Source organism: Pseudomonas pohangensis (assembly GCF_900105995.1).
Lineage (GTDB): Bacteria > Pseudomonadota > Gammaproteobacteria > Pseudomonadales > Pseudomonadaceae > Aquipseudomonas > Aquipseudomonas pohangensis.
The window spans coordinates 1,672,830-1,686,262 of sequence record NZ_LT629785.1 but is presented as its reverse complement, the minus strand read 5'-3'; the positions used below and the strand labels follow the sequence as shown (position 1 = coordinate 1,686,262).

17 protein-coding genes and 2 tRNA genes are annotated in these 13,433 nt (G+C 57.3%); 9 read left to right on the top strand and 10 right to left on the bottom strand.

Features of this window, described 5'->3' with window-relative positions; genetic code table 11:
• The 8 genes from thpR to BLT89_RS07850 form a co-directional block, all read right to left on the bottom strand.
• Nucleotides 1-510: an RNA 2',3'-cyclic phosphodiesterase gene (thpR, locus tag BLT89_RS07885; RefSeq protein WP_090194012.1), complete on the bottom strand. Its 510-nt coding sequence runs from the start codon at nt 508-510 to the stop codon at nt 1-3.
• 71 nt (nt 511-581) lie between these two features.
• Nucleotides 582-1,076 (bottom strand): DUF934 domain-containing protein, encoded by a 495-nt coding sequence (locus BLT89_RS07880; RefSeq protein ID WP_090194010.1) that lies wholly within the window; start codon nt 1,074-1,076, stop codon nt 582-584.
• On the bottom strand, nt 1,060-2,718 hold the full coding sequence (locus tag BLT89_RS07875; protein WP_090194008.1) for a nitrite/sulfite reductase: 1,659 nt from the start codon (nt 2,716-2,718) through the stop codon (nt 1,060-1,062). Before BLT89_RS07875 ends, BLT89_RS07880 begins: the two co-directional genes overlap by 17 nt.
• Before the next feature lie 448 nt (nt 2,719-3,166).
• Nucleotides 3,167-4,057: a KPN_02809 family neutral zinc metallopeptidase gene (gene ypfJ / locus BLT89_RS07870; protein WP_090198821.1), complete on the bottom strand. Its 891-nt coding sequence runs from the start codon at nt 4,055-4,057 to the stop codon at nt 3,167-3,169.
• Nucleotides 4,058-4,256: 199 nt separating this feature from the next.
• A complete protein-coding gene (htpX, locus tag BLT89_RS07865; protein ID WP_090194007.1) occupies nt 4,257-5,144 on the bottom strand; it encodes a protease HtpX in 888 nt (295 codons plus the stop codon).
• Between the two features lie 87 nt (nt 5,145-5,231).
• Nucleotides 5,232-5,684, bottom strand: coding sequence for a hypothetical protein (locus BLT89_RS07860; RefSeq protein ID WP_090194005.1), 453 nt, complete (start codon nt 5,682-5,684; stop codon nt 5,232-5,234).
• Complete coding sequence (locus BLT89_RS07855) at nt 5,685-5,984, bottom strand: hypothetical protein (protein ID WP_090194003.1); 300 nt, start codon at nt 5,982-5,984, stop codon at nt 5,685-5,687. It lies immediately after the preceding gene.
• Nucleotides 5,985-5,997: 13 nt separating this feature from the next.
• Nucleotides 5,998-7,209: a pyridoxal phosphate-dependent aminotransferase gene (locus BLT89_RS07850; RefSeq protein ID WP_090194001.1), complete on the bottom strand. Its 1,212-nt coding sequence runs from the start codon at nt 7,207-7,209 to the stop codon at nt 5,998-6,000.
• 143 nt (nt 7,210-7,352) lie between these two features.
• Here BLT89_RS07850 and msrB point away from each other — a divergent pair, with 143 nt between their 5' ends.
• The 5 genes from msrB to BLT89_RS07825 all read left to right on the top strand — a co-directional run bounded on the left by msrB (nt 7,353) and on the right by BLT89_RS07825 (nt 9,132).
• Entirely contained in the window at nt 7,353-7,757 is a 405-nt protein-coding gene (gene msrB, locus BLT89_RS07845; RefSeq protein ID WP_090194000.1) for a peptide-methionine (R)-S-oxide reductase MsrB, read from the top strand.
• 73 nt (nt 7,758-7,830) lie between these two features.
• Nucleotides 7,831-8,316, top strand: a complete 486-nt coding sequence (locus tag BLT89_RS07840; protein WP_090193998.1) for a glutathione peroxidase — start codon at nt 7,831-7,833, stop codon at nt 8,314-8,316.
• Complete coding sequence (locus BLT89_RS07835) at nt 8,313-8,804, top strand: MarR family winged helix-turn-helix transcriptional regulator (protein ID WP_090193996.1); 492 nt, start codon at nt 8,313-8,315, stop codon at nt 8,802-8,804. The genes BLT89_RS07840 and BLT89_RS07835 overlap by 4 nt, the downstream gene beginning before the upstream one ends.
• A gap of 174 nt (nt 8,805-8,978) precedes the next feature.
• Nucleotides 8,979-9,054 (top strand) — tRNA-Glu (locus BLT89_RS07830).
• Nucleotides 9,055-9,056: 2 nt separating this feature from the next.
• A tRNA-Gly gene (locus BLT89_RS07825) sits at nt 9,057-9,132 on the top strand.
• A gap of 62 nt (nt 9,133-9,194) precedes the next feature.
• On the opposite strand, the gene BLT89_RS07820 is transcribed toward BLT89_RS07825, so the two are convergent.
• Nucleotides 9,195-9,605 carry a PA2817 family protein gene (locus BLT89_RS07820; protein WP_090193994.1) on the bottom strand — a complete coding sequence of 137 codons (411 nt, stop codon included), beginning with the start codon at nt 9,603-9,605 and terminating at the stop codon, nt 9,195-9,197.
• A 145-nt stretch (nt 9,606-9,750) separates the two neighbouring features.
• Here BLT89_RS07820 and BLT89_RS07815 point away from each other — a divergent pair, with 145 nt between their 5' ends.
• From BLT89_RS07815 to queF, 4 genes are all read left to right on the top strand, one after another.
• On the top strand, nt 9,751-10,407 hold the full coding sequence (locus tag BLT89_RS07815; protein ID WP_090193992.1) for a transglutaminase-like domain-containing protein: 657 nt from the start codon (nt 9,751-9,753) through the stop codon (nt 10,405-10,407).
• A gap of 70 nt (nt 10,408-10,477) precedes the next feature.
• A complete protein-coding gene (locus BLT89_RS07810) occupies nt 10,478-11,410 on the top strand; it encodes an ABC transporter ATP-binding protein (protein WP_090193990.1) in 933 nt (310 codons plus the stop codon).
• Entirely contained in the window at nt 11,407-12,183 is a 777-nt protein-coding gene (locus BLT89_RS07805) for an ABC transporter permease (RefSeq protein WP_090193988.1), read from the top strand. The genes BLT89_RS07810 and BLT89_RS07805 overlap by 4 nt, the downstream gene beginning before the upstream one ends.
• 36 nt (nt 12,184-12,219) lie before the next feature.
• Entirely contained in the window at nt 12,220-13,050 is an 831-nt protein-coding gene (queF, locus tag BLT89_RS07800) for an NADPH-dependent 7-cyano-7-deazaguanine reductase QueF (protein WP_090193987.1), read from the top strand.
• Nucleotides 13,051-13,057: 7 nt separating this feature from the next.
• On the opposite strand, the gene BLT89_RS07795 is transcribed toward queF, so the two are convergent.
• Entirely contained in the window at nt 13,058-13,321 is a 264-nt protein-coding gene (locus BLT89_RS07795) for a DUF4404 family protein (RefSeq protein ID WP_090193985.1), read from the bottom strand.
• Nucleotides 13,322-13,433: the final 112 nt, after the last annotated feature.

The window sequence follows — 13,433 nt, the reverse complement described above, 5'->3', positions numbered from 1 at the left end:
TTACTCGGCCAGTTGCAGCTTCCAGCTGGCCAGCGCCTCGTAATGCACACCGCCGGGCCGGGATTGCGAATGGAAAAGCGCGAATTCTTCTACTTTCCAGCAAAAGGCGGGGGGCGCAACAGACACCGGTACCGTGCAGTTACGGGCCAGCGACAGGTGTGGAAGATACTCGCGCTGGTCCAGTTTGAATCCCTCGGCGTCGAGCTTCTGCTGCAGCTGGCTGGCGAGATTCAACAAAGCCCCGGGTCGTTTCCCGGGAGCCAGGTGCAACAAGCCGTCGGCCCAGCAACGTAACTGATCCAGTTGCAGCAAAAAGGCTGAAGCTTCGATGGATGCCGCCAGGCGTATTAGTGCCGGCAGTTTGTCGGCTGGTTGCAGGCCTGGAAAAGCCAGCGTTACATGCAGGTTTTCGGCGCGCACAGGGCTGCCGTCAAGGGCCAGTCCGTCACGCCAGCTGACTATTCTGGCAGCCACCTGATCAGGGCAGGGCAAGGCAAAGAACAGGCGCATAACTGCCTCGCTTGGCGGGTTGGGCCGCTGGGCCAGGCAGTCATGCTCCGGAAAAACGCAGGCAAGACCAGTTAACGGCGCCGAAACAGCGGCTGTGGAACATCACTGGAGGCCTGATACACCTCACTGAAATCTTCAAAGGCCTGCAGGGCATCGATCGGGTCTTTGTCTTCACGCAGGGCAAAAGCATCGAAACCGCAACGTCTGAGGGCAAACAACTGGTCACGCAGGACATCGCCTATCGCACGAATTTCCCCCTGATAACCATAGCGGGTACGCAGCAGGTAGGCTGTCGAGGAGTGACGACCATCGGTGAAAGCCGGGAAGTTCAGAGCAATCACCTCGAAGCAGTCCAGCTGATCGGCAATTTCCTCGATTTCATCTCCGGCATCCAGCCAGATACCCAGGCCGCCATCACGGGCCAGCAGTGCCTTGCTGTGATCAACCCAGAGTGCCAGCGGCACGATCAGGTCGTCGCAGTTGGACAGTTGGTCCATTGTTGCTTCCCGGGGAATCAGGTGCCAGCTCTCGTCAACCACCTGACCATTCTTAATGATTCGCTGCATAGACGCGCTCCTTGAATGGGTCGGTGCCAATCCGGCGGAAGGTATCGAGGAAGTTCTCATCTGCGTGGCGCTGCCCCACATAGACGCTGATGATTTTCTCGATCACTTCCGGCATGTCGTCCTGGGCGAATGAGGGGCCGAGAATCTGCGCCAGGCTGGCTTCGCGGTCGGAACTGCCACCCAGAGACACCTGGTAGAACTCCTGACCTTTCTTGTCCACCCCGAGAATGCCGATATGGCCGACATGGTGATGGCCGCAGGCGTTCATACAGCCGGAAATATTCAGCTCCAGATCGCCAATGTCGAACAGGTAATCCAGGTCGTCGAAACGGCGCTGGATGGCTTCGGCAACCGGTATCGACTTGGCATTGGCCAGCGAGCAGAAATCACCACCGGGGCAGCAGATGATGTCGGTCAGCAAGCCCACGTTCGGGGTGGCAAAACCGAGTTCGCGCAACTCACTCCACAGGCTGAACAGCTGCTGTTGCTCGACGTCGGCGAGAATGATGTTCTGGTTATGACTGTTGCGTACTTCGCCGAAACTGTAGCGATCAGCCAGGTCTGCAATGGCATCCAGTTGCTTGTCGGTTACATCGCCAGGCGCCGTGCCGGTAGGTTTGAGCGACAGGGTTACGGCAACATAGCCGGGCTTCTTGTGGGCCACGGTGTTGCGTTGGCGCCAGCGGGCAAAGCCGGGATGTTCTTGCTCCATGCGCTCAAGCTGGGCGTCTTCATTCTGCAGGTTCTGATAGGCGGGATCCGTGAAGTGAGCTGCTACGCGTGCAACTTCGGCTTCGGTCAGCGTCGTCGGGCCATCCTTCAGGTGCGCCCATTCGGCGTTGACCCGTTCGGCAAATACCTCGGGAGTCAGTGCCTTGACCAGAATCTTGATGCGCGCCTTGTACTTGTTGTCGCGACGTCCATAACGGTTATAAATCCGCAGGATAGCGTCGAGATAACTGAGCAGGTGTTGCCAGGGCAGAAACTCATTGATAAAGCTGCCGACCACCGGCGTACGCCCCAGGCCACCGCCCACAGCAACGCGGAAGCCGAGTTCGCCGGCATCGTTCTTCACCGCTTCCAGGCCGATATCGTGTACTTCGATCGCTGCGCGATCGCTGACCGAACCATTCACGGCGATCTTGAACTTGCGTGGCAGGTGGGAAAATTCCGGGTGAAAGGTTGACCACTGGCGAATGATTTCACACCAGGGGCGCGGGTCAATCAGTTCATCTGCAGCCACGCCGGCAAACTGGTCGGTGGTGGTGTTACGGATGCAGTTGCCGCTGGTCTGGATGGCGTGCATCTGCACGGTCGCCAGCTCCGCCAGAATATCCGGGACATCTTCCAGGTCGGGCCAGTTGAATTGCACGTTCTGCCGGGTGCTGATGTGCGCATAACCCTTGTCGTAGTCACGGGCGATTTGTGCCAGTTTGCGTACCTGTCTGGATGCAAGCAGGCCATAAGGCACGGCTATGCGCAGCATCGGCGCATAACGCTGGATATACAGGCCGTTCTGCAGCCGCAGAGGGCGAAATTCTTCTTCAGACAGTTCGCCGGCCAAATAACGGCGGGTCTGGTCGCGGAACTGCTTGACGCGATCCTCGACGATCTGTTGGTCGTACTGGTCGTATACGTACATAAAGGTCCTGTTTTCAGGCGGTTGCAGCACTTCTTCGCGCAGAACGGCGCACTCCGGTGAGTGGAGCCGGCGCAAGATACCAGCTAGTGGTTATGCGCAAAAGTGATGTTTTAATCTAAACGCTAAACACGTAGTTATAAGTGCTCAAGGTTTATTTGCCGGTGCAGCTTGAGTGCAGCGCCTGACTGGGTTTTACTCGGAGCGCTTGAAATCCTATTCATTACAAAAACAAGAGGAAGTCATGAGCGAACAAGCCCAAGTCGAAAGCAATGACAGCGTGGTTGATGCCCGCGCCATTTTTGCCATCATCATGCTCGTGGTTGCTACTGCGGTTTTCTGGGTTAGCAATCAGTAGTTTCTCCCAAGACTGTTACCGACATGCTTGCGTGCACTCAAGTTTCCGGCTTGGGTGCGCGTTAGTCGAGGCGTTGTCTGTAATACCCGGCTGTCAGAGCCTGGCTGTTTTGAAGGTATTGCAGCGTCCGGGATCACCGCTATCAAAACCCTGTCTGAACCAGCGCGCTCTTTGTGCCGAGGTGCCGTGGGTGAATGCATCGGGTGTGACCGTGCCGCGTGCCTGTTTTTGCAGGCGATCATCACCGATGGCATGGGCGGCATTGAGCGCTTCCTCAAGGTCGCCGGGTTCCAGCCACTGCAACTGTTTTTGTGCATAGAACGCCCAGGTGCCAGCCAGACAGTCGGCCTGCAGCTCCTGGCGTACCAGCAAGCCGTCAGCACCTTCGACCTTCTCGCCGCGCTGCCGGGCCTGATTGATCTTGCTGGTCAGGCCGGTAAGGGTTTGCACGTGATGTCCCACTTCATGGGCAATTACATAGGCCTGGGCGAAGTCGCCAGCTGCCGCAAAGCGCTGTTCCAGTTCGCGAAAGAAATCCATATCCAGATAAATCTGCTGATCGGCCGGGCAATAGAACGGCCCGCTGGCCGAGCTGGCCATGCCGCAGGCCGAATTGACATGGCCCTTGAACAGCACCAGTTTCGGTTGCTGGTAGGGGGTTCGACTGTTGGCCAGCAAGGCGCCCCAGACATCCTCGGTGCTGCCGAGAATTGCCCGGACAAATTCACGCTGCGGGTCAGCTTTGCCTGATGTTTGTTTGTTGCTGGATGACGTTTGGCTAGTGGTAGGGGCTGTTGATATGCCGCCCTGACCCAGCAGCTGCCCGAGAATCTGCAGGGGATCCTGACCCATCAACAAGCCGACCACGACCACAATGGCAACGCCGGTAAGGCTCAATCGTCCACGTCCGCCCAGTCGTCTGCCACCAGTGCTTCCAGACGCATCCACTACGTTGTCACTGCGTCGGCCACGTTCCCAGCGCATATTCAGGTTCTCCATTGCCCCATCAAACAGTTAGGGGCTGCGGGTAAAGGTAGTCCGGCTTGCAGTTGTTCAGTCAAACGAATAGGCGAAGGCTGTATTGCCGGATTCCCGGCTGCATACTGGCCTGTGAGGGGAAGGTAAACTTTCAGCGGCGCCATAACAACAAACCCGCACGAGGCGGGTTTGTTGTTATGGCTAATCAGCCACGCTGGCGCAGCGCTTCGATACGCACATCCAGCGGCGGGTGACTCATAAACAGACTTTTAATGCCTTGCTTCAGGCCGCCGTTGATACCGAAGGCAGTCAGACTTTCGGGCATATGCACCGGTACACCCTGTTCAGATTTAAGCCGCTGCAGTGCGGCGATCATCGAGCCAGTGCCGGCGAGTCGGGCACCGGCCTCATCGGCCTTGAATTCGCGCTTACGCGAGAACCACATGACGATCGTGCTGGCCAAGATACCCAACACTAGCTGCGCGGCGATGTCGGCGATGTAAAAGGCCGGGCCATTTCCTTCCTCTGTCTTGAAGATAACTTTGTCGACAAAGTTGCCAATAATCTTTGCAAAGAACATCACGAAGGTGTTCACCACGCCCTGGATCAGTGCAAGGGTCACCATGTCGCCGTTGGCCACATGACCTATCTCGTGGGCCAGCACCGCTTTCACTTCTTCGGGTGAAAAGCGCTCGAGCAAACCCTGGCTGACGGCTACCAGGGCATCGTTCTTGTTCCACCCGGTGGCAAAGGCATTCGACTCATAGGCCGGAAAAATACCCACCTCCGGCATTTTGATACCGGCTTGGCGCGACAGCTCTTCGACGGTTTGCAGCAACCACTGCTCGTGACGGGTGCGTGGCTGGCTGATGATTTGTGTGCCGGTGCCTTTCTTGGCCATCCATTTGGAGAGAAACAGCGAAATGATTGAGCCGGCGAAGCCGAACACTGCACAGAACACCAGCAACTGATCCAGTTGCAGATCAACGCCGTTGGCAGCCATGAAGCCGTTGAAGCCGAAAAGACTCAGGGTAATGCTGGCTATCAGCAGGATCGCCAGGTTGGTTGCCAGAAACAGCACAATACGCATCATGGTTGAAACGTTCTCCGAGTGGAAAAATGTTTATTTCGCAGGGACTTATATAAGGCGGGCAGGGGCGGCTTCAACCGGGGAGCTATTTCAAACTGTGTCCTCGGACCCGCCGAGGTTGCTCTCGAAAACCAGGCGAGTCAGCTGAACCACCCGTTCACTGTGCCCGCTGCGCAGGGCTGCGCGCAGTTGCCAGGCCAGCGTGGCTTGTACGCGCAAGACAGCAGCCGGCAGATCCGCCGGGGTATCCAGCAGATGGGCGACCGAACGGGACAGACGGACAAAGCCTTTCTCGCTGAGTACAGCCTGATCAAGGGCCTCGTGGCGTATCGTCGAGTCGTAGCGCAGGTAACCCTCATCTGCCAGCCACAACAGGGCGCCCAGGCAGCTCTGATGGCGTTTGCTGGGCAAGCCGAACTCATCGGTCTCTTCCAGTCCGATCAGGTCTTCCACATACAGCGCCGTGCGTCGCGGAAACGCCAGATACAACTGCAATAAGCCGGCAGCACAATCTTTATAGAACTCGTCGATTTGCAGGTCCATCTAGAAGTATTTTCCCAGCAGTCGGGGTGGTAACAGGCCCAGCACAGGTGTGATCAGCGCCCTCGGCCAGCCGGGAACGTAGGCGCATCCGCGGCGGTTCTCGATGTGCTTGGCGATCAATTCGGCACCAACCTCGACATCAATGACAAGCGGGCGGTTCTCCATGCCCCGATTGAGCGGGGTATCGATCCGCTGTGCCGCCAGTACCGGGTCGTAAGCATGGCTGGCCAGCTGGCGGGCGAGGGCTTCGCCGATGCCGGAACTGGCGCCGGTAAGCAGGTAGCGCTTGGTCTGGGCCATGGCAAGTTCCGGATTATTGCTGGTAGTTTTTCAGGAAGCTGCCAATGCGGCCGATCGCCTGCTCCAGATCATCCACGCGGGGCAAAGTGACCACGCGGAAGTGATCGGGCCAAGGCCAGTTGAAGGCTGTACCCTGGACTATCAGCAGCTTTTCTGACAGCAACAGGTCAAGCACGAACTTCTCGTCGTTGTGGATCGGGCAGACTTTGGGGTCGATCCTGGGGAAGGCATAGAGTGCCCCCATAGGCTTTACGCAGCTGACCCCGGGGATGTCATTGAGTAGTTCCCAGGTGCGGTTGCGCTGCTCCAGCAGGCGGCCATTGGGCAGCACCAGATCATTGATGCTCTGGTAGCCGCCAAGGGCGGTCTGGATGGCGTGCTGGCTGGGCACATTGGCGCACAGGCGCATATTGGCCAGCATGTCGATGCCTTCAATGTAGCTTTGGGCGTGCTGCTTGGGACCGGTAATCACCACCCAGCCGGAGCGGAAACCGGCTACCCGGTAGGATTTCGACAGGCCATTGAAGGTCAGGCAGAGCACATCGGGCGCCAGTGAGGCGGTGCAGATATGTTTGGCCTCGTCGTAGAGGATCTTGTCGTAGATCTCGTCGGAAAAAATCACCAGCTTGTGCTGGCGGGCCAGTTCGACCAGTTCCAGCAGCACCTCGCGGGAATACACCGCACCGGTCGGATTGTTCGGATTGATCAGCACCAGTGCCTTGGTATTCGGTGTGATCTTGGCCTTGATGTCGTCGATGTCCGGAAACCAGCCGGCCTGCTCATCGCACAGGTAGTGCACCGGATTGCCGCCGGACAAGGCGACCGCCGCGGTCCATAGCGGATAGTCAGGCGCGGGGATCAGTACTTCGTCGCCATTGTTGAGCAGCGCCTGCATCGACATCACGATCAGCTCGGAAACCCCGTTGCCGAGGTAGATGTCTTCGATGCCAACACCCTCTACCTGCATTTGCTGGTAGTACTGCATGACCGCCTTGCGGGCACTGAACAGTCCCTTGGAATCGCTGTAGCCCTGGGCCGTAGGCAGGTTGCGGATTACGTCCTGGAGGATTTCTTCGGGTGCTTCGAAGCCGAACGGTGCCGGATTGCCGATGTTCAGCTTGAGAATGCGCTGGCCTTCTTCCTCGAGGCGCTTGGCATGCTTGAGCACCGGACCGCGGATGTCGTAGCAGACGTTGGCAAGCTTGTTTGATTTACTGACCTGCATGATGCTCCTTGGTGCTGAAGCGAATGGCAACTTGGCTGGTTGCGATTACTGGCTCAGACTGGCTACTGAAAGCCACGCATGATACGTGCGCCATGGCTGCGGGGAAAGGCGTCACGCATACAGCAAAGATCAGGAGAATGAACATGGCCAGAATTGAAAAAACGCCGGAAGAGTGGCGTGCATCCTTGAGTACTGAAGAGTTTCAGGTGTGCCGGTTGGGTGGCACCGAACGACCCTTCAGCGGTAAATACCATGACAGCAAGGAGCCCGGGACTTATCACTGTGTTTGCTGTGATGCCGCGCTGTTTGATTCTTCCGCCAAATTCGATTCCGGCTGCGGCTGGCCCAGTTATTTTCAGGCCATTGATCCCGCGGCGCTGCTGCAGCTGGATGATCACAGCCATGGCATGCGGCGCACCGAAGTGCGCTGTGCTGCCTGCAATGCCCATCTGGGGCATGTGTTTCCTGACGGGCCGAAACCAACCGGGTTGCGCTACTGCATCAATTCGGTGTGCCTGAGGCTGGTACCTCGGGATGCGAATGATTGATAACAATTGGATTGTTCACAATTCAATATCCGGTTATCCTTTGCCCACTAACTGAACTGACCGGAGTTTGATCATGAGCAATAGCCTTCTCGATATTCCTGCAACCACCATCAAAGGCGACAGCAAGACGCTTGCCGATTTCGGTGGCAAAGCGGTGCTGGTGGTCAACACGGCCAGCAAATGCGGCTTTACGCCACAGTACAAGGGCCTTGAAGCCTTGTGGCAGCAATACAAGGACAAAGGTCTGGTGATTGCCGGCTTTCCGTGCAACCAGTTCGGCCACCAGGAACCGGGCGACGAGGGCGCCATCTCCGAATTCTGCGAGTTGAATTTCGGCGTGACCTTCCCGCTGTTCAAGAAGATTGAAGTCAACGGCGACAATACCCATCCGTTGTATGCCGAACTGAAGCAGCGTGCTCCCGGCCTGATGGGCAGCAAGGGCATCAAGTGGAACTTCACCAAGTTTCTGGTTGGCAAGGACGGCAAGCTGGTAAAGCGTTTTGCGCCGACAACCAAGCCGGAAGACCTCACCAGCGAGATTGAAGCCCTGCTGAAATGACCGGTTCGTCTTCATTGCAGCCGGAATTGCTGCTGGATAACCAGTTGTGCTTCAAGCTCTATGCAGCCTCGCGTGCGGTGGTGCGTGGCTACAAGCCGATGCTTGACCAGTTGGGGCTTACCTATCCGCAGTATCTGGTCATGCTGGTTCTGTGGGAGTGGCACGCCATTGCACCAGCGCAGCCTACGGTCAAAGCGCTGGGAGAACGGCTGATGCTTGATTCCGGCACCCTGACGCCACTGCTCAAACGCTTGCAGCAGTTGGGGCTGGTTGAACGCAAGCGTGCCGTGCATGATGAACGTGAAGTGCATCTGGCGTTGACCGGGCAGGGTGTTACCTTGCAGTCACGGGTGCTGCCTTTGCGGGATCAGCTGTTGTGTAGCAGTGGTCTTAACCTGGATCAGATGGTCGAATTGCGGGAGCAACTGGGCGGGCTGCTGGAGCGCTTTATCAGCGATGCCTGCGCCATTCAGCACGAGCCGGCGTAATCCGGCAGCGTTCGGCAACAGCCGCGGAATCTGGCTCTGCCGATAGTCTTCAGGAAGAATTTGTTTCGAGGGTTGACGCTTGTGCGATGGCTCCCTAGAATGCGCGCCACTTCCACGGTGAAGCCTTCTGGCCAACCGGGGAGGCCGGAAAACAAGTTGCACGTTCCGGGCTGCGTCCCCTTCGTCTAGTGGCCTAGGACACCGCCCTTTCACGGCGGTAACAGGGGTTCGAGTCCCCTAGGGGACGCCATTGCGGGAATAGCTCAGTTGGTAGAGCACGACCTTGCCAAGGTCGGGGTCGCGAGTTCGAGTCTCGTTTCCCGCTCCAGATTCACAAAAACGCCGCTCATTTGAGCGGCGTTTTTGTTTGTGCGGTTTAGGTGATCAAGCTCAGTGTCTGGAGCCATCCGTAGGCATCGCCAGCAGCTGTTTTTCCGCGGCCCAGTCGAACTCTTCGTCATTCTCGATGGCGGCAAAGCGGCGTTCGTCCAGTTGCTGATAGAGCTGGATTTCTTCGTCCGGCATGAAGTGCAGGCAATCGCCGCCGAAGAACCACAGCAAGTCCCGCGGAATCAGGTGAGCGATTTGCGGATAGCGGTGAAATATCTGGCTGAGCAGGTCCTGACCCAGATACAGATTGTTTTCGGTGTCGTCCGGCAGTTCAGCCAGCAGTTCATCGTAGCGTTCGAGGAACAGGGCGTGGGTTTCATCCGGTACCTGTTCAGCCTCGCCAAGTGCCAGCAGAATGCTGCGCAGATGCTGCAGTAGGGCCAAATGGTGGTCAAGGTAGGGGCTGGTCACGGCGCGGTCCTCGGGCTGGAAAGGGCGCGCAGTATAGCCTTATCGTCTGACGAGCTGGCGCATTCGGCGGCGAGTTCGCCGGGATTGACCTGCGCTGTCCAGCCAATTGCGGTTAAACTTACCGGCCTTGTGAGCGAGAGCCATCATGCGTGAATTTCTCCAGCCGACGCCCTTCATAGACAGTGACCACCCGCTGGTGGTGAGTTTCGCCGAGCAGCATCGTGGCGCGAGTTCCGATCCTCGGTTGCAGGCAGTCAGCCTCTATCTCGCAGTGCGTGATGAAATTCGCTACAACCCGTATTCCTTCAGCGCCGATCCGCAAACACTGAAAGCCAGCTACGCGCTGCAGGCCGGCGAATCCTACTGTGTGCCCAAAGCCTTGCTGCTGGCAGCCTGCGCCAGACATTGCGGGATTCCTGCACGCATCGGTCTGGCCGATGTGCGCAATCACCTGTCTACTCCCAGGCTGATCGAACTGCTGCGTACCGAAGTGTTCGCCATGCACGGTTACACCGAGCTGTTCATTGAAGGGCGCTGGGTCAAGGCCACTCCGGCTTTCAATCTGACGCTTTGCCGCTTGTTCAAGGTCGAACCGCTGGAGTTTGATGGCCGCAGCGATAGCGTCTTTCACCCGTTCAATCAGGACGGTGAGCGCTATATGGAGTACCTGCTTGATCACGGTCAGTTTGCAGATTTTCCGCTGGAGCTGTTCTTCGAACATCTGCGCAAGGTGTATCCGCACCTGTTTGCCGCCGATGCAGCCTTCCTGGCTGGCGACTTGCACAGCGAGATGACGGGTTGAATCTGACCGGCTTGTCGCTATCGGTTACCCATCACATCCAGACTTATCTTTCCCCGGTGTATTTATATTCATGAGTTCTGCTCTGACCATTCGGCAACTGACCAAGACCTACGGCAATGGCTTTCAGGCCCTCAAGGGAATTGATCTGGATGTCACAGAAGGCGATTTTTTTGCCTTGTTAGGCCCGAACGGGGCTGGCAAATCCACCACCATCGGCATTCTGTCCACGCTGGTAAACAAGACTTCCGGTACGGTCAACGTGTTCGGTCACGACCTGGATCGCGAGCCCGGCGCGCTCAAGCGTTGTATCGGACTGGTGCCACAGGAGTTCAACTTCAACCAGTTCGAGAAACCCTTCGATATTGTTGCCACCCAGGCCGGCTATTACGGTATTCCCCGGCGTGAGGCACGCGAGCGCGCCGAGCAGTATCTGAGCGAGCTGGGCTTGTGGGACAAACGCAATGTGGCCGCGCGGATGTTGTCCGGCGGCATGAAACGCCGTCTGATGATCGCCCGGGCACTGGTGCACCGCCCGCGACTGCTGATTCTCGATGAGCCGACTGCCGGTGTGGATATCGAGTTGCGCCGCTCGATGTGGGGTTTTCTGACCGAGCTGAATCAGCAGGGCGTGACCATTATCCTTACGACCCACTATCTGGAAGAGGCGGAGCAGCTGTGCCGCAATATCGCCATCATTGACAAGGGGCAGATTGTCGAAAACACCAGCATGCGCGAACTGCTGCTCAAGTTGCAGTCCGAGACTTTCCTGCTCGATCTCGCCGAACCACAGCTGCTGGCGCCCGAGTTGAGCGGCTACCGCTCACACCTGCTTGATTCGCGCACGCTGGAGGTGCTGGTGGACAAGGCACAGGGCGTTACCGAACTGTTTCGCCAGCTGGCTGCTCAGAATATCGAGGTGCTCAGCCTGCGCAACAAGAGCAATCGTCTGGAGGAACTGTTCGTTTCCCTGGTCGAGAAGAACTTGTCGAAGGTGACCCCATGAGCGAGATTCACGACAATCTGATTGCCCTGCAGACCATCGTCTACCGCGAAGTACGGCGTTTCATGCGCATCTGGCCGCAGACATTGCTACCGCCGGCGATCACCATGGCGCTGTATTTCGTGATTTTCGGCAACCTGATTGGCCGCCAGATCGGTGGCGTCGGCGAGTTCACCTACATGCAGTTCATCGTGCCGGGCCTGATCATGATGTCGGTGATCACCAACTCCTACGGCAATGTGGTATCGAGCTTTTATGGCAGCAAGTTCCAGCGCAATATCGAGGAGTTGATGGTGTCGCCGGTTTCGCCGCATATCATCCTGCTTGGCTATGTCATGGGTGGTGTGGTGCGCGGCCTGGTTGTGGGCCTGATCGTGACTTTGCTGTCGCTGTTCTTCACCGATCTGCAGGTGCATCACATCGGCATTACCATGCTGGTGGTATTGATGACCGCCACGATTTTTTCCATGGGCGGCTTCATCAATGCAGTGTTTGCCCGCAGCTTTGATGACATTTCGATTATCCCGACCTTCGTGTTGACGCCCCTGACCTATCTGGGCGGCGTGTTCTACTCGATCAGCCTGCTACCGGTGTTCTGGCAGAAGGTTTCCATGGCCAACCCGATCCTGCATATGGTCAATGCCTTTCGCTACGGGATTCTCGGCGTATCGGACATCAATATCGGCGTGGCCATCAGTCTGATGCTGCTGACGGCCGTGATTTTCTATCTGTTCTGCATTCATCTGATGGTCACTGGCCGCGGTATGCGTGAATGAGCAGGTTCCTTTCTACCGCGCTTCAGGTCTGAATCCATGCAGCACCCTGCCGAACATTCGCCGCTGGGCAAGTCCAGTGAATACACCAGCCAGTACGCTCCGGGGCTGTTGTTCCCGATTGCGCGCAGCACCAAGTGGGCAGAACTCGGGCTGCATGCCGGCAACCTGCCGTATCAGGGTGTGGATATCTGGAACTGTTACGAGCTGTCCTGGTTGCTGCCGTCGGGCAAGCCGGTGGTGGCAATTGGCGAATTCAGCATTCCGGCGGACTCGGCGAATATCATCGAGTCGAAATCGTTCAAGCTGTATCTCAACTCGCTAAACCAGAGTGTGTTTGCCACGCACGATGAACTGCAGAAAACCCTGTGCCGTGACCTGTCAGCCTGTGCTGATGCGCCGGTGGCAGTGCGCATACGCAGTCTGGACGAAGTTAGTGCCGAGGGCGTAACGGTTTTGCCCGGGGTGTGTATCGACGATCTGGAAATAAGTGTCAGCAATTACGCGCAGCCGCAACCGGAGTTGTTGCGTTGTGCCGGTTCAGTTCAGGTCAGTGAAAGCCTGCACAGCCATTTGCTCAGGTCGAATTGCCCGGTAACCGGGCAGCCGGATTGGGGTAGTGTGGCGGTGGATTACCTGGGGCCGCAACTGGATCACGCCAGCTTTCTGGCGTATCTGGTGAGCTTTCGTCAGCATGCGGATTTCCACGAACAGTGCGTGGAACGCATCTTTCTTGATCTGCAGCGCCTGCTCAAGCCCGAGCGACTGACGGTGTATGCGCGTTATGTGCGCCGCGGGGGGCTGGATATCAACCCTTATCGCAGTACGCACGCAGTTGAACCGGCGAACCAGCGGCTGGCTCGCCAGTAGGCGACGATCAGATCCCCATGTTGGCCAGGCTTTGCAGAATATTGCGCAGGGTGGCGGTAACCGTCGGGTGACTGACTTCAAAGCGCTCTATCGCCAGGTTGACACCATCTACCAGTGAGTCGTCCTCTGTGCTGTCGGTGGTTGCCTCCAGATTGGCCTCGATATCGTGCAGCAAGGTGGTCAATGACGCCCGCTCTTCATCGCTCAGAGGCGGATTCTTGGCCAGTTCGTTGTGCAGTTGCTGCAATTGTTGCTGAAGTTTTTGCGGCATCGGATTTCCCTCAAGGCGTGTTCGAATCACGGGCCGCGAATGGCAACCCTGCTTGAGGTTAATGGTAATTCAGCTTGAGCCGGGTTGCCTGATTCATATCAATGCAGACCAT